This is a genomic window from Novosphingobium malaysiense (assembly GCF_000802225.1).
GTDB lineage: Bacteria > Pseudomonadota > Alphaproteobacteria > Sphingomonadales > Sphingomonadaceae > Novosphingobium > Novosphingobium malaysiense.
This window is the reverse complement of record NZ_JTDI01000002.1, coordinates 526242-547935: the sequence shown is the minus strand read 5'-3', so window position 1 is coordinate 547935 and position 21694 is coordinate 526242. Positions and strand designations below refer to the sequence as shown.

Here is a 21694-nt window from a genome sequence, read left to right as displayed (position 1 = left end):
TCGTTCTTCGCGGCCGCAGCATCGTTTATTGCAGGAAACTTGCCGTCTCTCATTGCGTTGAACCACCTGGAGCCCTAATCAGGGTTCACTGCATTCGGGTACGTTTGGGTGACCCCCATCGTCTCTCGCAGGAATGAAGCCAGACAAGAACATGGCCATCCCTGAGGATTGCTCCGGCTGCAGATGTTAATGGGAGAGAACACAATGATGAAGCCAGCAATAGCTGCGCTCGCTGCCCTGACAGCGTGCGCAGGAGTGGTTGTGCCCCAAGCGCAAGCGCGGGAAAAACAGACGACCGTCATCCAATACAACGACCTGGACCTCAACCGGCCCAGCCAGGTGGCAGAGCTTGATCGGCGCCTGGACGAAGCGGTCACCACGCTTTGCAGCAGAGCGGAAAATCCAACCATGGATGCGTTTCACGCTCGGCAACGCTGCTTGAACCAAGCCCGGACGTCGGCCGAGGAAGGTCGCGCGCTTGCATTGGCAGACACGTCACAGCGGCAGGGCAGCGTGAATTTCGAGGACACTTCGTCCTGACCTGAGGTCGGGAACAGGACTTGCCGCTCCTGTGGCGCGCGCGAACGGCGCCGCCACAGGAGCGGAAAAACCGACCGCCTTTCGCGGGCTTCGTCCGCCTCCGCTTTCCTGATCCGCTGCACCTTTCCGGTACAGTTGGTCCTTCCTGCGGGCGCTCTCCGATGGGCCCGTCCCTGCTCCGTTCTTCTCGATCATCGACGGCACGAGATCGAAGCGGCCACCCGGTCGGTGACGACAGCCTCCTACAGGCAATTCATGTTAGCAGACTGGCGCGGGTCTTTCGGTCGCTTGCCCCTTCCAACCCGTAATCTGGGCGCCTGGGCCGGCTCCGCCGTCACGGGACCCGACCTCGCACGGGTTCCGCGACGGCCTGGAATTGGGTAATGTCGATGAGGCCAACCACCCGCCTTTCATCTGACACCGCCTTTCCGACCATCCGATGCAAGGAGCACCAAGCACCATGATGGAGGTCAGCCGCCAGCCTCACCATGCGGAGCCGATCGATCAGGTGCTGGGCACGCTTGATTCCAGTCCGGAGGGACTCACGGAATCGGAAGCCGACAGACGGCTCGCCGAATTCGGGCCGAACCGGCTGCGGGAAGTGCCCGGGCGCAATCCGTTCGTGCGTTTCGCTTCGCACTTCCACAATATTCTCATCTACGTCCTGCTGGCATCTTCGGCGGTCACGGCAACGCTTGGGCACCTCATCGACACCGCCGTGATCCTCGCGGTCGTCCTGGCCAACGCGGTGATCGGTTTCATTCAAGAAGGACGCGCCGAGAACGCCATGGCGGCGATCCGCGGGATGCTGGCGCCGCATACCTCGGTTCTGCGCGATAACGCGCGGCGCACGATCCCGGCAGATGCGCTGGTTCCGGGCGATGTCGTCCTTCTGGAAGCGGGTGACCGTGTCCCGGCCGACCTAAGACTGATCGAAGCGCGCGGCGTGAAGGCCGAAGAAGCGATCCTGACGGGCGAATCCGTACCCGCCGACAAGGGCACGGGCCCGGTCGCGCCTGACGCTGCGCTGGGAGACCGCACGCCGATGCTGTTCAGCGGGACGATGGTGGTATCCGGCACTGCCCGCGGACTGGCGGTAGCGACCGGTGACGCCACCGAAATCGGCCAGATCAGTTCGATGCTGTCGAAAGTGGAAACGCTGACCACCCCCCTGGTGCGCCAGATGGATGTCTTCGCGCGCTGGCTCACGCTCTTCATCCTGATGGTGGGGGCCTGTCTGCTGACTTTCGGGTTCTTCGTCCGGCACATGCCGTTCAGTGAAGTCTTCATGGTCGTTGTCGGGCTCTCGGTAGCGGCCATTCCCGAAGGTCTGCCGGCGGTCCTGACGATCACCTTGGCGGTAGGCGTGCAGGGCATGGCGCGGCGCAATGCCATCGTCAGGCGCTTGCCAGCGATCGAAACGCTCGGCTCGGTCTCGGTGATCTGCACCGACAAGACCGGCACTTTGACCCGCAACGAGATGCAGGTGACGGCTCTGGTCACCGCCGGAACGGAATACACCGTGACCGGCGAAGGCTACACGCCCGAGGGAACGGTGCAGCGCAGCGACGGGGTCCCGGCGGATCTCGACAGCGATCCGGTCCTCTGGGAATTCGCCCGTGCGGCCCGTCTCTGCAACGATGCGGAACTCGTGCGGCACGATGACGACTGGCGGGTGGAAGGCGATCCCATGGAGGGCGCGCTGATTGCCCTGGCGGAAAAGATCTCCGCCGGGCGGGCCGCCTCGTGGGAGCAGTTTGCGCGAACCGATGCCATCCCCTTCGACGCTGCACATCGCTACATGGCCGTGCTTCACCACGACCACGATGGCCACGCATTCGTGGACGTCAAGGGCGCGCCTGAAGCCGTGCTGCCGATGTGCTCCGGCCAGCGCACCGGGACGGGGGGGATTGAGCCAGTCGACGCGGGGTACTGGCAAGACCGGATCGAAGCGCTCGCGGCCCAGGGCATGCGGGTGATCGCGCTGGCATCGCGGCCGATGAATCAGGACGATACGGTCCTCAACAGCGCCGACCTTGAGCGCCAGCTCCTGTTCATCGGGCTGGTCGGCCTGATCGACCCGCCTCGCCCGGAGGCCATAGCCGCCGTGGCCGAGTGCCATGAAGCCGGCATCGGGGTAAAGATGATCACCGGGGACCATGCCGCCACGGCCCTCGCCATTGCCGCGCAGATTGGTCTCAGCAACACCCAAAGCGCGCTGTCCGGTGCCGAGATCGAGGTCATGACCGACGGCGAACTGGCCGATGCGGTGGTAGAGACCGACGTCTTTGCCCGCACTTCGCCGGCGCACAAGCTACGACTGGTCGCCGCGCTGCAGGCCCGCGGACTTACTGTCGCCATGACCGGGGACGGCGTGAACGATGCCCCCGCACTGAAGCGCGCCGATGCCGGGACGGCCATGGGGCTGAAGGGCAGCGAAGCGGCCAAGGAAGCTGCCGAACTGGTCCTGGCAGACGACAACTTCGCATCAATTGCCGCCGCCGTGCGGGAAGGGCGAACCGTCTACGACAACATCAAGAAGGTGATCAGCTGGACCTTGCCCACCAACGCGGGCGAAGCGATGACCGTCGTGGTGGCCCTGTTTGCCGGGATCGTACTGCCCGTCACCGCCGTGCAGATCCTCTGGGTCAACCTCATCACCGCCGTCACGCTGGGCATCGCCCTCGCCTTCGAGCCGACTGAACCCGGCACGATGCGGCGCCCTCCACGCCCCCGCGATGCGCCGCTGCTGACCGGCGAACTGATCTGGCACATCCTGCTCGTCTCGATGCTGTTCGTTGTGGCTGTCCTGGGCGTCTTCTTCTATGCGCTGGACCAGGGATATCCCGAGGCGCTGGCACAGACGATGGCCGTAAACACGCTCGTCGTGCTCGAGATCTTCAACCTCTTCTTCGTCCGCAACATCCACGGCACCTCTCTATCGATCGCGGCGGTGCGGGGCACACCTTACGTCTGGGCCGCGGTCCTGCTGGTCACGGCGGCACAGTTCGCGATCACCTACGTCCCTGCGTTGCAGACCGTCTTCGGGACGCAGGCGGTACCGCTCGCGGACGGACTGCTGATCGTGGCGCTGGGCGTGGTATTCTTCGCAATGATGGAAATCGAAAAGCAGATGCGCCTGACGTTCCGGTATCCCGCCCGCCTCGGCATGAAGCAAGCTGCGACGCGCCCCTAGCCTGCGACCGCTACGCCCGTTCGCGCACCATGAGCGTATCGGGCTGCACGGATTCGAGCAGCGATTCGGCCATGCTGCCGATTGTCGCGTGGATCAGGCCGCCACGCCCATGCGTCCCGATCACGACGAGATCCACCTCGTCTTCGAGAGCCATTTCCGCCACCACGCGCGTGGTCCCGCCATAACCGATACGCAAGCGGGTGCGCGTACGCACGGTTTGGGGAATGGCCGGATCTGCCAGGAAAGCCTTCAAGTCCTTCTCCGCCTCTTGCGTGGCCGCTTGCCGATTCGCTTCGTCGCGCAGCCATCCCTCATAAGGAACATGATAAGCATGAACGAGCTGGATGGTCGCGTCCGGAAACATCTCAGCCGCTGTCACCAGCGCAGCCCGCGAACAACTGGAATAGTCGGTCGCGACGAGCATAGAGCGGTAGCGGTCGTGGCAGCGCTGCTTGACCACCAGGACTGGCGCGTCGGCATGGCGCACGATGTGATCGACGGCGGTCCCGGTAAAAAAGTCGCCCATCGTGTTGAAGCGTGCAACTCCGGTCACGATCAGACTGCATTCTGCCGACTTGGCGGCCTCGACGATCAGCTTGGGCGCGGAACCGGCTGACGAAACGATTTCGATGTCGGCCGAAGGGTCTGGCAGTACGGCACGGATCGTTTTTTCGGCCAGTTCCTGGTGTTCATCGAGCCGCGACCCGCGTTCAGTCGCATGCAGGACGATGAGGCGGGCGTCCCGCTGCGAGGCCATGAAAACGGCTCGATCGACGGCTCGGTCCGAACGGGCACTCAGGTCGGTCGCAACCAGTATGGGATGGTGTTTTTCGGGCATGGCCTGCTCTCTTCGTGACCAACGGGCTTCAAAAACGATATGCGCGAGGTGGGCACGTATCGATCAAGTACTCACCGGCATCCAGGCCGGCCAGAAGACCAAGCGAGACTCGCTTGCCCCGCTGAAGATGACAAGTGACAAATCTTTGCCGCTTTTCGGAACATGCATGTTCGAACAGCATGCCATGGCCTGGAAACCTCTAGGTTTGCGGTACCAGGGATCTGCCGACGACTCGGGTGTTGCTGGCTGTCGGGGGGACGATCTGCGCAAGCATGACCTGGTGCTGCAAGGACGTGCCGGAAACCGAATCGGGCGGGCAACCGTTGCTTGTGCAAGGTGCAGTACCGGTGCGTGGCCGCGTTACCCGTGCTGCCTCATACGAGGAGAGCGACATGTCCGAGCATGACAAGCCGTTGAAGGACGGCGGCGCCAAGGAAAGCGGAGCGAGTCTGCGTGACCGCGATTCCGATCCTGCGTTGCAGAAGGAAAACAGACAGGCCGTACAGAACCAGAGCACGGTCGAGCCCGAAGATTATCAGAAACGTGATCACCCCCGCCGCGGCGGCCGGCGCGGCGGTCACGGATAATTGGGCCTCGCGGGTCGTTCAGGCTGCTTCGAACGCTGAATAGACCTCGTCCAGCAAGCGCTGCTCGTCTGTTTCGTAGCGTGGGGAGAAGTGGAAGGGTTCGATGCGTTTCACCCGAGCGGCCCGTCCGATCTCGCCGGCTGCGGCAGTGGTCAGGTGTCCGCGCTGCCTCGCCAGTGCGGCATCCGCAGCGGCAAAGCTGGCGTCGATGAAAAGTATGTCGGCATGGTCGGCAAGCGCAATGACGGCCTCACGGTTCTCGGCGGTATCCGAAATGTCTGTCACGTAGACGACTTTCTGGCCCGGCTCGATGCTCGCCAGATCGCGCAGCGAACCGAGGCTCGCCTCGCTCCCGTCGGGAAGGGGCATGGGGGCACCGTCTCCGGCGCCTTCGTACAATGCCCGCTTCAGGACCTGCAGCCACGGTCCCGGTTTCAGTCCACGCGCATCCAGCCGGTTTCGCCAGATATTGACGTGCAGCGGCTCTTGGACCGCAAAGCCGAGGCTGACGCCGTGGTGATGTTCGAGGCGGGTCATCCGCAACCGGAAGTCCTGCCAGCCGATTTCCATGCCTCCCGACCAGCTCGGCGGTTTCGGCCCCTCCTCGCGCGCGAAGCCCGCCTTCAGGCGAAAGCGCGCGGCATCGAGCTGGCCGGGCGAGTGGATCTCGTAGACCTCGAAAACCAGGTCCACGGAAAAACCGTCGACCAGGTCCCAGGTATAGCTCTGCAACCTGTGGCCGACCGCCTCGGCAATTCCGGCCGGGCCGACGATTTCGATCGTCTTTTCCCGGCCGACGTTCACCCGCAGCAAGCGGTCGAAGCCGATAAAGTGGTCCAGATGCATGTGCGAAACGAACACGTGCGCCACCCGAAGCAGGTCGCGCGACGGGAGCGCTGCGAGGTCGCCCAGGTCAAACAGGAGCGACTGGGAACGGTGCAGCGCCGCCACGTAGACGGCGGGATCGCCATAGCGCCCGTTGACGAGCCTGGGATGAAGGGTTGGACGCATAACTCGGCAAAAATGTCTGAAACGGCCTGCGGGTTTCTCGATACGCTTGCTGAAGGGACCATAGCCCATCGGCAGCCCGCGCCCAATTGCGGCTGCACCTGAGAGATTCAGTCGAAAACCCGATCGAGAGAACACGCGAGCGCGTGCCGCCTTAGGCCCGATCCGATCCGCGGAGATGCTTTCGGCCCGAGCGCGCAGAACGCGGCGACTAGGCCGGGCCGAACGCGATGGGCAGGCCGGCAATGCCCCAGGTGCCCGGATAGGGGCGCCACCCCGGCTCGCCAGTGCGTTGCGGATTCCTGAGGCGCCGCGCGATCGCGTGAAAGCCTTCCTCGATCTGCGCCATGCCGATGAACTGGCCAAGGCAGATGTGGGCTCCCATGCCGAAAGCGAAATGGCTGCCCTGCGGGCGTTTTCGTTCGGGATCGAACTGGTCGGGCTCATCCACCGCCGTGGGGTCGCGCCCGGAAAAGCCCCAGGGAAACATCACCAGCGAGCCGCTGGGGAACCGTACACCGCGAAAGTCGATGTCGCTCACGACCTTGCGCAGCGCGGAAGCGGGCGAATGGAAGCGCAAAGTTTCGTGCATGGCCTTGCGCGTGAATTCCAGGCTCTCGCCGCATCTTTCGTAGAGCCCGGGCCGGTCGATCAGGGCATGCATCATCAAGGTGATGACGTTCTTGGAGGTGTCGTAGCCACCCACGAACATGAAGATGAGCAGGTTGACCAGTTCATCCTCGCTCATCTCGCCGCTCTCACGCACAGCGAGCACCATGTCGAGGAGATCGGCATCGCCGCTCTTCCCCCCGTCGGCGCGGCGCTGCGCGATCAGCGAGCGAGCGGTGTGTTCGAGCAACTGAGTCCCGCGCTGCAGTTCGGGCAGGTAGCGGCGATCCATGCTCATCGCCAGGCCCAGCGCCTCCAGCGAGGAGCGGATTTCCGGAATGACCTCTTCGCGCATACCCAGCATCCGGCACATGACCGAAATCGGGTAATACGAAGCAAACTCTTCGAAATCGAAGCGCCCCCGAGGCAACCAGGCATCGAGCAGCTTGTCGATCTGCTCGCGCATGACGTCGCGGTAGCGGTTGGCCATGCGCGGCGAAAAGGCGCTCCTGAGGGCGTTGCGCAATCGTGCATGGGTGTCGCCCGACTGGACCTGGATCGTGCCCTTGATGAACTCGCCCCAAGGCGTACCGCTCGCCCCCATGTGCTCGACGACCTCGTTGAAGCCGAACACCATCCGGGCGTCGTTGCGCATCATCTCCCGCATCGCCGCGTGTTCGATGACGATGTAGCCGATACCGATGCGGGCAAGCCAGGGATGCGCGTCCCGCGCCCGGCGGAATTGCGACGCGGGATCGGCGGCGAAGGCAGGATCCTCGATCGGCAGGAAGGGCAGGTCCAGGTCGTCCGCATCGATCAGTGGCGCGGCTGCATCCGGTGCGCGTCGCGACATAGAAGTGCTTCCTCCTTCTCCGTGGGCGATGCCGCATCCGTTGCATCCGATGCATGTCCGGTTCGCGCGACGTCACCGACTCAATCCTAACCCGCAGGGTCGCCCGGGATGCGAGAATGGCGAGAACACGCGCCCCGAACTGTTCCAGTATTGAGCCGGTGGCATAGTTGAGGGCGCGACAAGCCCGGCTACCGTCCCCCTGCGAACACCCGGCAATCGGACGACCGGGATCAATCACGAGAGGGGGGACGGGCGATGAAGGGCAGATTTTCGTTGCTGGCCGGTGCAGCGGTCATGACCATACCGGCGACCACGGCATACGCACAGTCGGCACCGCAGGAAAGCGAGCAGGCGAACCCCGCCGATCGCGGCGAAATCATCGTCACGGCCCGCAAGCGCCAGGAATCGATCCTCAAGGTCCCCGTCGTGGCCAACGTCGTTACCGCCCAGCAGCTCGCCGACAACCAGGTGGTCGATCTCCAGGACATCACCAGGCTGACGCCGGGGTTCATTCTCGGCCAGTCGGTGCTCGAAAACGGGGCGCAGGTCTCGATCCGCGGTGTCGGTACTACCTCGCTCGATCCGGGCATCGACCAGTCCGTCTCGCTCAACATCGACGGGATGCAGTTCACGCAAGGCAATGCCTATTCCATAGGCCTGTTCGACATGGCGCAGGTCGAAGTGCTCAAGGGCCCGCAGGCGCTGTTCTTCGGCAAGAATTCGCCCGGCGGCGTGGTCTCGATCAGGACTGCCGACCCGGGCCCGGAACCCGAGGTCATCGGACGGCTGGGCTATGAATTCTATGCCCGTACCATGCACGGAGAGGGCATCGTTTCAGGTCCCGTCGCACCGGGCCTGGGCATACGCCTGGCGGCAGCGGTGAACACCTCGGATGGGTACTTCTACAACGATGCGGGCGCGATTTCCGCGCTGGGTGGCGTACAGCCCCCGGATCGCCTGGGGCACAACCACGCGATCTATCTGCGCGGCACGCTCCTCTACGACAACGGCGGCCCCTTCACGGCGCGGATCAAGCTCAATCACTCGAACGAATACAACGAGGGTGGCGGGCCATTCCAGTACAAGTCGTGCCCGGAAGGCACCGCGAGCTATCTGCCCTCGCTCGGCATCCCGCTGCCGGGCTTTTTCGCCCCCGGCGAGGACTGCCAGGTCGATCGCCACACCGCGATTGTCTACCTGAACCCGGAGACCTTCGGTGGGCTGCCAAATCAGGGCAAGCCGTACGTCCGCACCAAGCAGGACTTCGTCACGGCAGAGCTGAACGGCGAGATTGCCGATGCCCTCACCGCGACTTCCGTGACCGGCTATTACAATCTGCGCAGCCAGTCGCTCACCGGCGGGTTCAACCCCGGGACATACACGCCCTTCGCCGCGGCGAAGAAATACCAGCGCAAGGATTTCACCCAGGAACTGCGGCTGACTTCAAGCTACGCGGGGCCGGTCAACTTCCTGCTCGGCGGCTTCTACCAACATGCGACCGTCTACGACGACGCCTTCCTTGCCGGCAACACCGCGCTGGGCTTCCCCTCGCGGCTGCTCGCCGGAACGTTCGACATGAAGATCAAGTCATGGTCGGGCTTCGGCCAGGTGCGTTGGCAGGTGGTCCCCACTCTCGAACTCGCCGCAGGCGCGCGCTATACCGACGAACGGCGCTCCATCGACATGACCACTACCGCTGGCGGGTTCGATTTCGTGCCGACCGCGCCGAAGCTGGTATCGAAGAAGTGGTCGCCCGAGTTGACCGCGACGTTCACCCCTACCGACACCTTCACGCTCTTCGCCTCGCTCAAGCAGGGATACAAGTCGGGCTCCTACAACATCGTGCAGCCCATCTTTCCGGGAACCGACAACTCCTACGGCGACGAGCGCGTTCGGGGCGGCGAGATCGGTATCAAGACGCGGGTGGCCGACCGGCAGCTCAACCTGAACCTCGCGGGCTACTACTACCGCTACAATGGCCTGCAGGTGGGCATCAACCAGCCTGCCGCAAACGGAATCCCGGTATTGCAGACGGTGAATGCCGGTTCGGCCAAGGTCTACGGCGCGGACTTCGACTTTGCCTACTACCCGGCCGCGATCGACGGGCTGTCGCTGCACGGCGCGATCAACTGGAACATAGCGAAGTTCACCAGCTTCGTCGGCGCGCCCTGTGCGGGCGGGCAGACCGCGGCCGAAGGCTGCAACCTCACGCCCCGCCTGCTCGATCTCGTGAACAGCGTCGACGACCAGATATCCTACGCCACCGGCAACTACTTTACGAACGCGGCGGGTGAGCCTTTCCAGTACGCGGCGCAAGATCTCACCGGCACGCCGCTGAGTCGCGCGCCCAGATGGCAGGCCAGCTACGGCATCGACTACGAACTTCCCGTGGGCGAGAACCACAAGCTGCGGCTGGGCACGACCGGCCAATATTCCTCGAAGTACATTACCAACCTCGGGCGGCGCGAAGACTTCTATCAGGGTGCGTTCTTCAAGCTCGGCGCATCGATCGCCTTCGGGGCAGAGGACGACAGCTGGGAAGTGTCGCTGTTGGGCAGCAATCTCACCAACAAGTACACGACCGGCCTGTGCTTCAACTCGAACAACGCCGGCGGTATCCTGTTTCCGGGCGAAGAGCACGGCGGACCGAGGCAGGGCCCTTCTGGCAGCGACGAGATCTGGTGCTCCTACGACAACGGGCGCGAGGTCTGGCTGCGCATCACGATCAGGCCGAAGTTTCGCTGAAATTGCACCGCGAGCGCCAGCAGACCGGCGTTGCGCTCGCGCTCGCCATGAGGCGGAATGGCGCGCCCGGCAGGGTTCGAACCTGCGACCCCAAGCTTAGAAGGCTCGTGCTCTATCCAGCTGAGCTACGGGCGCGCGCCTCGCCCCCATAGCGTGCTTCGTCCCGTGCGCAAACGGCGTTAGTGACGAAGCAAGGCCTTGGCGACGAACGGGTGGGGACATGGAGAGACTGGACTTCAGACTGGAATCCGCTGCAGTCGAAGACTTGCGCCGGCGGCTGGATGCCACGCGCTGGTTGCCGTCCGCAGCGGCGCAAGTCGCGGGCGCCGGCGCCTCGCTGCAGTTCGTGCAGGACTTGTGCGGCCACTGGCGCGACCGCTTCGACTGGCCTGCATTCGAACAGGCCATACGGTCGCGGCAGCAGGTGCTCGTTCCGACCTCGGGAAATCCCATCCATGCAATGATGCGCTCTTCCGCGCATTACCGCGCCGTTCCGCTCCTGCTTCTTCACGGCTGGCCGAGCGCGTTTCTCGAATTCGCAGGTGTGGCCGACCGCCTGGCCGAGCCCGGCGACGGCATGCCCGCCTTCCATGTCGTCGTTCCCTCGCTGCCCGGATACGGCTTTTCGCCCTTCGCGCCGGGATTGAGCCCGCGCCGGATCGCCACGCTCATGCTGGAAATGATGCGCGCGCTCGGCCACGAGCGGTTCCTTGTCCAGGGCGGCAACTGGGGCAGTTCGATCGCCACGGAGATGGCGCGGCAAGCTCCCGATCGCTTGATCGGCCTGCATCTCAACACCGTGAACGGAAGCGCCCCTACCGCCGATGCGCCCGCCCTGTCGGCCGACGACCAGGCAATCGCCGATACCTACGCGACGCTCCTGGGCTGGCCGCATTTCAACCTCTTGGCGCAGGCACCGGTGAGCATTGCCCATGCCCTCAACGATTCGCCGGCAGGGCTGGCCGCCTGGATCGGCGAGCGGCTGCACGACTGGTCGGATCGGGCCATCCCCGACAACCCGGCACGCGACCCCGAGTGGATCTGCCGGGTGGTCTCGCTCTACTGGCTCACCGGCACTGCGGCGTCGTCTGCCATGCTGTACCGCGAAGCCGTGCAGGATCCCGCACCCGAACGTTATGTCAGCGTGCCCACGGCAGTTGCGCATTATGCGGCGGAGCCGGTCATGATCCCGCGCCCATGGGCCGAACGGCACTACAACGTCGTGCGGTGGGAACGGTTCGGGTCGGGCGGGCACTTTCCCGCGATCGAGGTTCCCGGCCTGTTCGTTGAGGATCTGCGCGCCTTCGCAAGCCAGCTAGGCGCGGGGACAGGGACAGGTTAAGGTTCGCGCCCATGAGCGATCTGCACCTGTCCCGCATCGACGGCATTTCCGGCGCGCGCCGCCACTTCCGCTATTTCGATTACGTGATGGTCGCCTTCGTGGTGATCCTGCTGCTGTCGAACCTGATCGGCGCAGCCAAGCAGGCGCAGATCGCGTTGCCGCTGCTGGGCACCGTCACCTTCGGGGCTGGCGTGCTGTTCTTCCCGATCTCCTACATCATCGGCGACGTGCTGACCGAGGTCTACGGCTACGCCAATGCCCGGCGCTGCATCTGGGCGGGCTTTTTCGGCCTGCTGTTCATGGTGCTGATGAGCGTCGTCGTCGTCTACATCCCGGCCAATCCCGAATGGGCCCTGGCCTCTGCCACCTACACGATCGACGGCAAGCAGGTGACGGCGCCCAACCAGGCCGCCTACTATTCGATCTTCGGGCAGACCCCGCGCATCGTTCTCGCCTCGCTGATCGCGTTCTGGGCCGGCGAGTTCGTCAATTCCTTCGTGCTCGCCCGCATGAAGGTGCTCACACAGGGCAAGTACCTGTGGACCCGCACCATCGGCTCGACGATCTTCGGCGAAGGCGTGGACAGCGCGCTGTTCTATCCCCTCGCCTTCCTCGGCGTGCCGGGCTTCACCCCGCACCTGGTGGTGACGCTGGCCTTCACCCAGTGGATCATCAAGACGCTTTGGGAAGCCGTGCTGACCCCGGTCACCTACATCGTCGTCGGCTTCCTGAAGCGGCGCGAGGGCGTGGACGTCTACGACGACAACGTGGATTTCTCCCCCTTTGCCAAGACCCAGTCGCTGTAACGCCCGGTGGCATTGACGCTCCCGAGCGGCTAGGCCCGCGCCGACCATGCTCGACCGCATTCTCCTCTCCCGTTTCCGCAACCACCGCGAAACCGCGGTGGAAGGCACGGCGCAGTTCAACCTGCTGGTCGGCGAGAACGGCGCGGGCAAGACCAACGTGCTCGAAGCGATCAGCCTGCTGGCACCGGGCCGCGGGCTGCGGCGCGCAGCACTCACGGAAATGCCGGGACAGGGCTTCGACGGGGGTTTCGCTGTAAGCGCAGCGCTGTCGGTCCCGGGCGGCGAGCCGGTCCGCCTCGGCACCGGCGTGGCGCCCGACCGGCCGGGGCGGCGGATCGTCCAGATCAACGGCGCCGAGGCACCTGCGGTGCGGCTGGCCGAATGGCTCTCGATCGGCTGGCTGACCCCGGCAATGGACCGGCTGTTCGTCGAGAGCGCGGGCGCGCGCCGGCGCTTTCTCGACCGACTGGTACTGGCTGTCCGCCCCGAGCATGCCAGCCATGCCTCGCGGCTGGAAAACGCCATACGCGAACGCAATCGCCTGCTCTCGGACGAGCGCGCGCCCGATCCGCATTGGCTGGACGCGATCGAGATGCAGATCGTCGAGGCAGGCGCGGCGGTGGCCTCGGCCCGCGCCGACCTCGTCGCGCGTCTCGAAGCTACCCTTGCCGCCCTGCCGGAATCCCCCTTTGCCCGCCCGTCACTCGCCTACCAGCCGGGCGGGCCGATTGCCGCCGATGCCCTTGCAGTTGCCCTGCATGACAGCCGTCCGCGCGATCGGGCGGCACAGCGCACCCTCGTCGGCCCGCACCGCGACGAACTGGCCGTGACCATGGCAGGCAAGAACCAGCCCGCTGCGGAGTGCTCGACCGGCGAGCAGAAGGCGATGCTGATCGCCATGACCCTTGCCCACTCGCAGCTTCTGGAAGGCGATGGCGAGACCCGCCCGCGCCTGCTGCTGCTCGACGAGGTCGCCGCCCATCTCGATCCCGTCCGGCGCGAGGCGCTGTTCGACCGCCTGCGCGCCGGGTCGGCTCAGGTCTGGCTGACCGGAACCGAAATCGCGCCCTTCGAAGCCATCGCGCAGGAAGCGGCAATCTGGGAAGTTACGGCCGGGTCGGTTCGCCGGCTGCAGCCTCGGTAGGCGCGTCGGTCGCGGCGGGGGTATCCTCCTCCTTGGGCAACGCCTCGGCGACATCGTCCGCCGTTGCCGCCACGATCGCATCGATGCCGATCGCCGTGGGATGCACGTGATCCTCCTGCATCAGATCGGGCTTGTCGATCACCGGTTGCAGGAAGAAGGGGATCAGCGTCGCGCCGTATTTCTCGGCCAGTTGCGGATAGATCGGGTTGAACCGCGCAGCATAGTCCTTGCCGAGGTTGGGCGCCGCCATCATGCCCAGCAGCACGACCTTGATGTTCCGGTCGGTCAGGCGCTTGAGGATCGCATCGAGGTTGTTGCGGGTCTGCTCGGGCGGAAGGCCGCGCAGCATGTCGTTGCCGCCAAGACTGACGATGGCGAGCTCGGGCTTCTCCGGTTGACTGGTCAGCGTGAAGTCCAACCGGTCGAGCCCTGCCGCAGTGGTATCGCCGGACACCCCGGCATTGGCAATGCGCGCATTGATGCCGCGGGCCCGAAGCGCCTGTTCCAGCCGCGCCGGATAGCTTTCTCCATCCTGCAGCCCATAGCCCGCCAGCAGCGAATCGCCGAACGCGAGGATCGGCCGTTCCGGGCCCATCACCGGAATGGCCGGGGGTGCTTCCAGCACGCTTTGCGTCTCGCTCATGCTCGGTTCGGGGGCGGGCGGCTCCGCCTTTTCGCAAGCGGAAAGGAGGAACAGGGGAACGGCCAGCAGGACCAGACGGAAGAGGCGCAAAGGAGACTCCGGGGAAGAAGCGCTTGTCGGATGACTTGTTGCTATCCCATATGGGGTGCGTGACAAGTCCTTCCCAGTCCCCCGAACATGCCGTCATAGCTCGCGACCTGCGCCTGACCCTGGGCAGCGGCGGCAGCGCGGTCGAAATCCTCAAGGGCATCGACCTTTCCGTGCCGCAGGGCCAGACGCTGGCGCTGCTGGGGCCTTCGGGCTCCGGCAAGAGTTCGCTGATGTCCGTTCTCTCCGGCCTCGAGCGCGCAAGCTCGGGCTCCCTGTCGGTCGCGGGCGAGGACTTTGCCGGCATGGACGAGGATGCGCTTGCTCGCGCCCGCCGCGGCCGGATCGGCGTGGTGCTGCAGGCTTTTCACCTGCTGCCCACGATGACCGCTATCGAAAACGTGGCGACGCCGCTGGAACTGGCCGGCATGCGCGAAGCACACGAGCGTGCCGAGGCCGAATTGGCCGCCGTCGGCCTGGGCCATCGCCTTTCGCATTATCCCGCGCAGCTTTCGGGCGGCGAGCAGCAGCGCGTCGCCATCGCCCGCGCCCTTGCGCCGCGCCCTTCCCTCGTCTTTGCCGATGAACCGACGGGGAACCTCGATGCCGCCACCGGCGCATCGATCATCGACCTGCTGTTCGCCCGCCGGGCCGAAGCCGGCGCGACGCTGCTGATCATCACCCACGACGAAGGGCTCGCCCGCCACTGCGAAAGGGTGGTGACGCTGGCCGACGGCAAGATTGCGAGCGACAGCCTTGCGTAGCGTGCACCCCGCCAAGGGAAAGTTGCCTTGAGCTCGCTCTCCTGGCGCACCGCCTGGACCATCGCCCGGCGCGATCTCTCGGCCCGGTTCCGGGGCTTGCGGCTGCTGCTCGTGTGCCTGTTCCTCGGCGTCGGCGCGATTGCGGCCATCGGCACGCTGACCGGATCGATCGAGCGCGAACTGGCGGTTCGCGGCCGCCAGATCCTGGGCGGCGACATCGAACTGCGCGTTTGGCAACGCGGGCTTACCGATGCGGAAATGGCAGCGCTGAAACCGCTGGGGGAAGTCTCTCCGGGCTTGCGGATGCAGGCGATCGCCAGCAAGGGCGATCTCACGGCCCCCGTGGCGCTGAAGGCCGTCGCAAGCGACTGGCCGCTCTATGGCCGGCTGCAACTCACCGATGGCCGCACGGTCGGTGCCCCGCCCGAAGGCACGGCGTGGATCGCAAAGGGCACGGCCGCCAGGCTGGGCATAACGGTCGGCGACACGCTCAGGATCGGCGGCCAGAAGGTAACGGCCGGCGGTATCCTCACGGCCGATCCCGAACAGCTCAGCGAAGGGTTCGCACTGGGCGATGTCGCCATCGTCCCGCTCGACCTGCCCGCCCGCGCCGGCCTGACGGCACCGGGCGCCATGTATCGCAGCGCCGTGCGCGTGAAGCTGGCCGATCCTGCCCGCAATCCCGACACTCTGGCCGACGCGCTCGAGGCGAAATTTCCCGACGCCGGCTTTCAGGTCCGCACGCGCGAGAATGCCGCTCCCTCGACCGAGCGTTTCGTGCGCCGGATGGGCGAGTTTCTCGTGCTCGTCGGCCTCGCCGCGCTGATAATTGCCGGGATCGGCATCGGTGGCGGTGTGTCCTCGTATCTCGAGGCCCGGCGCAACTCGATCGCCACCCTCAAGGTGCTGGGCGCCACCAGCGGCGACATCGCGCGCATCTACCTGCTGCAGATCGGCGCCGCCGCATTGGCGGGCAGCCTTGCCGGTCTGTTGGCAGGGGTGCTGGTCACGCCGATGCTGGCGAATGCGCTGGGCACGCTGCTGCCCGTCAGCACCGGCTTTACCGTCTCCCTCACTGCGCTGCTCACCGCCGCTGCCTATGGCTTGCTGGTCGCCCTGGTCTTTGCCGCACCGCCACTGATCCGCGCGCGCGGCTTCCCGGCCATGGCCCTGATGCGCGCACGCGTGTCGCCTCTCGACGCGAACCGCCGCGCGCTCGTGGTGCCGGTAGGTCTGGGTCTTGCGGCAATCGCGGCGCTGGCCCTGGTCAATGCGGCACAGCCCATGTTGACCATCGGCTTTCTCGCCGGTGCGGCGGCCATGCTCGCCCTGCTGGCCCTAATCGGGCTTGCGATCCGCAAGGTCGCGGCGCGCCTGCCGCGACCGCGGGGGCCGATGCTCCGCGCCGGTCTGGCAAACCTGCACCGTCCCGGCGCGCAGACCGGGGCGCTGGTGACGGCGCTCGGATTCGGACTCTCGGCCTTCGTGCTGATCGCGGCCGTCCAGACCAGCCTCGACGCCAACATCCGCAAGACGGTGCCCGCCCGCGCTCCGGACTTCTTCGTGCTCGATGTCCCCCAGGACGGGGCCGGCGCCTTCCGCGACACGGTGGAAAGAACCCTGCCCGGAGCGGTGACGAAGATCGTGCCGAACCTGCGCGGCAAGATCCTGGCCTACGGGCCCAAGGGGCACATGACCCGTGTCGCCAGCCTGGGCGACGATCTCCCCGACGGCGCCTGGGCGCTGCGCGGCGAGCGGGGCCTGACCTATTCCGTCGGCGTACCCGAGGGCAGCACTGTCACCGACGGCAAGTGGTGGCCCGAGTTCTACCGCGGCGAACCGCTCGTCTCGCTCGACGAGAAATTCGCCGACGCGGTCGGCCTCGAGGTCGGAGACTACATCACGATCGGCGTTCTGGGCGTCGAGCGGACGGCGAGGATCGCTGCGCTGCGCAGGATCGACTGGGACACGATGGGCTTCAATTTCGTGCTCGTCTTCTCACCCAATGCCCTCGCCGATGCCCCGCACCACCTTGCCGCCACCATCGAAGTGCCGCCCGGCACGCCTACGGCGAAACTCCTGCCCCGGCTGGCGCGCGCCTTTCCTTCCAGTTCGGTGATCGAAACCGGAACCCTGCTGCGCGATGCCCGGACGCTCCTCGACCAGATGTCGACGGCGATCCTTGCCGCGGCCTCCGTGGCCGTGCTCGCCGGCCTGGCCGTCCTGCTCGGCGCCATAGCCGCGGCACGGGCGAGCCGCACCTACGACAACGTGATCCTGCGGGTGCTGGGTGCGAGCCGCCGGCAGCTTCTCGCCCTCCAGCTCGCGGAATACGGCCTGCTGGCGCTCGTCCTCGCCCTCGTCGCGCTAGCGGCCGGCAGCGCCATGGCCTGGGCAGTGATCGTCAAGCTCTTCGAGTTCGACTGGCTGCCCGATTGGCCACGGGTGCTGATGGTCCTCGGCGCCGGCCTGGTGCTGGTGCTCGCCTTCGCGCTCGGCGGTTCGCTGCCGCTATTGCGGGCGAAACCGGCCCGAGCGCTCAGGGAGCTCTAGGCAAGACCTACCGGAAGACTTCCTCGTGCGAGACGACCGAGCGCGGATCGCGCGTCTTCCAGACCAGGGTTCCCGCGAGCATGTCGTGGAGCCCCTGCTTTCGCTCCGTGAAGGCGACCATGATGTAGCCGATGAACAGGATCAGGCCCGAGAGGATCTTGGCGAAATACCGTCCCGTCGCCCGGGCGAAGCTGATCCGGTTGCCGTTGAGGTCGGTCACGATCACGCCGACGGCCAGCTTGCCCACCGTCGCCTGCATCGGTGAACTTTCCATCAGCGCGAAATAGAGCCAGGAGGCCACGAGGCTGAGCAGGCTGCTCATCATCAGCGCGCCGGTATAGGCGTTGCTTGCCTGCCCCGCTTCCATCATCGTCAGGCTCGCCCCGATGCCGAGGCCGAGAATGCTGAAAACCACGCTGATCGCGATGTTGAGGATGATCGCATCGATGAAGTAGGCGAGTACCCGCCACCAGAAACCACCGTAAGGTTGCATTGGCTTCCCCCTTGTTCCCCTTGCGCGTGAATGCGCTTTTCGCCCGCTATACGGCCGGGCTCGTGCGGGGCAGGATAGGCGTGCGGCGTCCAACGGCAAGCGCGAAACCGCTGATCTAGACGAAAATCTCCGGCACTTCCGGGTCCCTGGGATCGTTGCCGTACCGGTTGGCGCCTTCCGTACCCGGCATCGCCATGAGCACGAGATAGGCGACGTTGCCGATCCAGCCCAGCAACGGCACTGCGCCCAGCACGACGAACCCGAGGCACCACCACCCGCTGAGATCGCGGTCATGCAACCGGCGCACGTTCACCGCCACGGTCGGGACCAGCACCGCGAGTGCGTACATCGCGAGGATACCGAAGAAAGCGATCGCCGCGACCCCCAGGCTGCCGCCGAATTCGGCGCGCTGAAGCAGCACCCGGTAGGAAAACCCGGTGGATATGGCGAGGCTGACGAGGACGGAGGTGATGACGAGGTGGAGCAGCGCGAACGACCAGAATTCGCGCCGCCGCGAACGCCCGGTGAAATCGGCATAACGATAGAAAGGCGTGATCATGTGTTCGAGCATGACTGCCCCCGTACCTGCGCAGGCCGACAGCTATAGGCAATTGGCCGGGGCGGGCAACAAAAAGGGGGCACGCCGTTATATAACAGCGAGCCCCCGTTTCAGTGTGCGCCCCAGACCGCTTCTCCGTGCCGGCCGGGACGCGTCGCGCCCCGTTTCTAGAAACGGTAGCGCGCCGCCACGCCATAGGTGCGCGGCTGGTTCGGATAGCCCGAGATCGAGCCGGGCTGCGCCGGGCTGTCGAAGATCTGCAGGATCGTGCGGTCGTCGAGCAGGTTGCGCCCCCAGATCGACAGTTCGAGGCCATTGGCCATGGCATAGGTCAGCGAGGCGTTGACGTCGTTGATATCCTGCTTGAATTCGCGTGCCGCCGCCAGCGCTGCGCTCACATCGGTGACGGTGCCCGAAGCATCGCGCACGACGAGGCCGGGCAGCCCCTCGACCAGCTTGAACGGCATCTCGTAGTGGTAATCGCCGCGCAGGATAACCCGGTCGCCATCGTTGCCCACCGGCTGAACGAACTCGGCACCGAAGGTTACCGACAGCGGAGAAGCGCCGGCGGGGCGCGTGCCCGAAAGGTCGCCGAACGCGGAAAGCCGGAACGTATCGTACTTGGCGTCGAGGTATGTCATCGCCAGCGTCAGTGTCAGCGGCTCGACCGGCTTGGCCGCCCCTTCGAACTCGATGCCGAAGGCCGACTGCTTGCCGGCATTGGCGAGGAAGAAACCCGCGCCGGTGAAGATGTTCGACTGGAAGCCCTTGATGACCTGCTTGAACACCGCGACGTTCGCCGAGACCAGCCCCCAGTTGGCCTTGAGGCCGGCCTCGTAGACGGTCGAATTTTCCGGATCGGCATAGCGGCTGCCCGCTGTCAGGTTGGTCACTGCCAGTCCCTGCGCCCGCAACTCGACGAGATCGGCCGGGGTCGGGCGGCTGTCGCGCGACAGGTTGATCGAGGCGGCCTTGTAGCCGGTGGCAACGGCGGCATAGACGTTAAGCGTGGGCGTAACGTCCCAGGCCACGCGCGCAGTGTAGCTGAAGTCGCCATCGCTCACCTTGCCCGGTTCGACCGCGTTGGGCACGTTCATGAACGGCGGGAAGTACTGCAGCGCGCGCAGCGGGCTGAGCGGGTTGGCTGCCGGGTTGCTGGCATTGGCCGTCGCATAGCCGACAAGCTGCTGGTAGATCGGCGCCGTCGCCGGGTCGGTCGCAAACGCGGTGACCTGCGCCATATTCGTCGGATCGATGCCGACCGACTGCAAAGCGCCGCCCAGCAGCAGTTGCTGTCGAAACGCAGCGTAGGCGGGACTATCGAAATCGATGCCCGCGAACACGTCGTTCGAAGTCGTGTCGGTGGCGAAGCGCTTCTTGTCGTGCGTGTAGTTGATGCCGCCGGTGATTGTCAGCCCCGGTGCCACTTCGAAATCGAGCTGGCCGAACAGCGAAAAGGCCTCGTTCTTGAGGGCATAGGACTCGGTGAGCCCGGTGCCGGACAGGAAGAACTGGCCGGTATACTTGGTCGGATCGCCTTCCAGAGCACCGAAGGTGGTTTCCAGCATCGGAATGCTCAGTGCGCCATTCGACAGCCCCTGGACCAGCAGGTCGGCATAGGGCCGGGCGTCGTCGCCCCAGAACACCTCGTTGTTCTGGTCGATCTTCTCGTTGAAGTAGTAGGCTCCCAGCAGGCCGTGCAGCCGTTCGCCGATGTCGAAGTTGGCGCGCAGTTCCTGGGTGAAAGTCTTGATCCGCAGGTCCTGCCAGTTGCGGCCGAGCAGGTCGGCGCTGGAGAAGTCCGAATCCTGGTTGGTGAGCGAATTGGTGCGCCGATAGGCGGTGATCGAGGTGAGCTGCGCTGCGCCGAGATCGTAGTCGACCTGCCCGGAAAGCCCCCAGTTCTCGATATCGTTGGCGCTTTCGAAGTTGTTGTAGGTGATGTTGTCGTACTGTTCGCCAGGCAGCGTCACCGCCCCGCCCAGCGCGAATATCGCCGCCGTCGGCAGCGCCTGGCGAAGGTTGACGACCGCGCAGCAGTTCTCGTCGATCTTGCCGTAATCGCCGATCAGGCGGATCTCGAGATTGTCGTGATCGTCGAACAGCAGCTGCCCGCGGGCGAACCAACGGTCGCGCTCGTTGGTGCGCTCACCGGTGGCGAGGTCCCTGACGATGCCATCGCGCCTGTTGAGGCCGCCGGCAAGGCTGGCGGCAATCGTTTCGCTGATCGGCGCGGTCACGCGGCCCTTCAGCACCATGGCATCGTAATTGCCGTAGCTCGCCTCGACATTGCCGCCGAACTGGAACTCGGGCTTCTTGGTCACGATGGAGATGACGCCGGCCGATGCGTTCTTGCCGAACAGCGTCGACTGCGGTCCGCGCAGCACTTCGATGCGCTCGACGTCCGGGAAGTCCGCGATCATCGAGGCCGAGCGCGAACGGTAGACGCCGTCGATGAACAGACCCACCGAAGGTTCGATGCCGGCGTTGTTGGCGCCGTTGCCGAAGCCGCGGATGTAGAAGTTGGTATTCGCGCTCGACTGCAGCTGGTTCACGCGTAGCGAAGGCACGACCGACTGCAAGTCCTTCAGATCGCGGATCTGCGCCCGCTCGATCGTTTCCGCGGTGGTCACCGTCACGGCGACGGGCACGTCCTGCAGAGTCTGTTCGCGCTTGGTGGCAGTGACGACGATCTCGTCCGCAAAGCCTTCGCCCGCAGCGGCTTCCTGTGCCATGGCCCCCGGCGCCATAGCCAGCACCGATAACGCCGCCCCGGCAGAAAAAGCCCCCTTCATCCTGGCGCGCTCGATAAAGCGGACCGCGGAAACAGCCGTCATCCCATCCTCTCTCCCTGCATGGCCGCCCGCGGCTGTCGATGGCCCGCCAGGCTCGCCCGATTTGAGGCCCTTGCTTTAGAAAGTTGCATT

16 protein-coding genes and 1 tRNA gene are annotated in these 21694 nt (G+C 65.4%); 9 read left to right on the top strand and 8 right to left on the bottom strand.

The features are described 5' to 3' along the window. The first annotated feature begins 204 nt into the window (after positions 1–204). Together LK12_RS07500 and LK12_RS07495 are read left to right on the top strand one after the other, a co-directional pair. Positions 205–540, top strand: a complete 336-nt coding sequence (locus LK12_RS07500) for a UrcA family protein (RefSeq protein ID WP_039281222.1) — start codon at positions 205–207, stop codon at positions 538–540. A gap of 460 nt (positions 541–1000) precedes the next feature. After that, positions 1001–3736 carry an HAD-IC family P-type ATPase gene (locus LK12_RS07495; protein WP_039281219.1) on the top strand — a complete coding sequence of 912 codons (2736 nt, stop codon included), beginning with the start codon at positions 1001–1003 and terminating at the stop codon, positions 3734–3736. 10 nt (positions 3737–3746) lie between these two features. On the opposite strand, the gene LK12_RS07490 is transcribed toward LK12_RS07495, so the two are convergent. Continuing rightward, positions 3747–4574, bottom strand: a complete 828-nt coding sequence (locus tag LK12_RS07490; protein WP_039281216.1) for a universal stress protein — start codon at positions 4572–4574, stop codon at positions 3747–3749. 392 nt (positions 4575–4966) lie between these two features. Between LK12_RS07490 and LK12_RS07485 the strand changes: the two genes are divergently transcribed. Further along, the gene (locus tag LK12_RS07485) at positions 4967–5161 is read left to right on the top strand and encodes a hypothetical protein (protein WP_039281212.1); all 195 of its coding nucleotides are present in this window, start codon (positions 4967–4969) and stop codon (positions 5159–5161) included. A gap of 18 nt (positions 5162–5179) precedes the next feature. Here LK12_RS07485 and LK12_RS07480 read toward each other — a convergent pair whose 3' ends face one another. Continuing rightward, complete coding sequence (locus LK12_RS07480; protein ID WP_039281209.1) at positions 5180–6172, bottom strand: MBL fold metallo-hydrolase; 993 nt, start codon at positions 6170–6172, stop codon at positions 5180–5182. A gap of 208 nt (positions 6173–6380) precedes the next feature. Then, positions 6381–7631, bottom strand: a complete 1251-nt coding sequence (locus LK12_RS07475) for a cytochrome P450 (RefSeq protein WP_039281206.1) — start codon at positions 7629–7631, stop codon at positions 6381–6383. A 255-nt stretch (positions 7632–7886) separates the two neighbouring features. Here LK12_RS07475 and LK12_RS07470 point away from each other — a divergent pair, with 255 nt between their 5' ends. Beyond that, positions 7887–10376, top strand: coding sequence for a TonB-dependent receptor (locus LK12_RS07470; RefSeq protein WP_039281204.1), 2490 nt, complete (start codon positions 7887–7889; stop codon positions 10374–10376). Between the two features lie 58 nt (positions 10377–10434). Here LK12_RS07470 and LK12_RS07465 read toward each other — a convergent pair. Beyond that, positions 10435–10511: transfer RNA gene (locus tag LK12_RS07465), tRNA-Arg, on the bottom strand. 85 nt (positions 10512–10596) lie between these two features. Here LK12_RS07465 and LK12_RS07460 point away from each other — a divergent pair. From LK12_RS07460 to recF, 3 genes are read left to right on the top strand one after another with little or no spacing between them, the layout of a single operon-like run. Next, positions 10597–11718 carry an epoxide hydrolase family protein gene (locus LK12_RS07460; protein WP_052223244.1) on the top strand — a complete coding sequence of 374 codons (1122 nt, stop codon included), beginning with the start codon at positions 10597–10599 and terminating at the stop codon, positions 11716–11718. Between the two features lie 11 nt (positions 11719–11729). Continuing rightward, positions 11730–12524 (top strand): queuosine precursor transporter, encoded by a 795-nt coding sequence (locus LK12_RS07455; protein ID WP_039281201.1) that lies wholly within the window; start codon positions 11730–11732, stop codon positions 12522–12524. 46 nt (positions 12525–12570) lie between these two features. Next, positions 12571–13668 carry a DNA replication/repair protein RecF gene (recF, locus tag LK12_RS07450; protein ID WP_039281198.1) on the top strand — a complete coding sequence of 366 codons (1098 nt, stop codon included), beginning with the start codon at positions 12571–12573 and terminating at the stop codon, positions 13666–13668. Here the strand turns inward: recF and LK12_RS07445 are convergent. Continuing rightward, a complete protein-coding gene (locus LK12_RS07445) occupies positions 13631–14311 on the bottom strand; it encodes an arylesterase (RefSeq protein ID WP_082010423.1) in 681 nt (226 codons plus the stop codon). The two genes, recF and LK12_RS07445, sit on opposite strands and share 38 nt — an antisense overlap. Positions 14312–14451: 140 nt before the next feature. On the opposite strand from LK12_RS07445, the gene LK12_RS07440 reads away from it, so the two are divergent. Next, a complete protein-coding gene (locus LK12_RS07440; protein ID WP_039281192.1) occupies positions 14452–15162 on the top strand; it encodes an ABC transporter ATP-binding protein in 711 nt (236 codons plus the stop codon). Between the two features lie 27 nt (positions 15163–15189). Next, positions 15190–17715 carry an ABC transporter permease gene (locus LK12_RS07435; RefSeq protein WP_039281189.1) on the top strand — a complete coding sequence of 842 codons (2526 nt, stop codon included), beginning with the start codon at positions 15190–15192 and terminating at the stop codon, positions 17713–17715. A gap of 7 nt (positions 17716–17722) precedes the next feature. Here the strand turns inward: LK12_RS07435 and LK12_RS07430 are convergent, their stop codons facing one another. The 3 genes from LK12_RS07430 to LK12_RS07420 form a co-directional block, all read right to left on the bottom strand. Then, complete coding sequence (locus LK12_RS07430) at positions 17723–18208, bottom strand: RDD family protein (protein ID WP_039281185.1); 486 nt, start codon at positions 18206–18208, stop codon at positions 17723–17725. Between the two features lie 115 nt (positions 18209–18323). Further along, positions 18324–18779 carry a DUF805 domain-containing protein gene (locus LK12_RS07425; protein ID WP_039281182.1) on the bottom strand — a complete coding sequence of 152 codons (456 nt, stop codon included), beginning with the start codon at positions 18777–18779 and terminating at the stop codon, positions 18324–18326. Positions 18780–18934: 155 nt separating this feature from the next. Next, entirely contained in the window at positions 18935–21562 is a 2628-nt protein-coding gene (locus tag LK12_RS07420) for a TonB-dependent receptor (RefSeq protein WP_231568284.1), read from the bottom strand. Positions 21563–21694 lie beyond the last annotated feature (132 nt).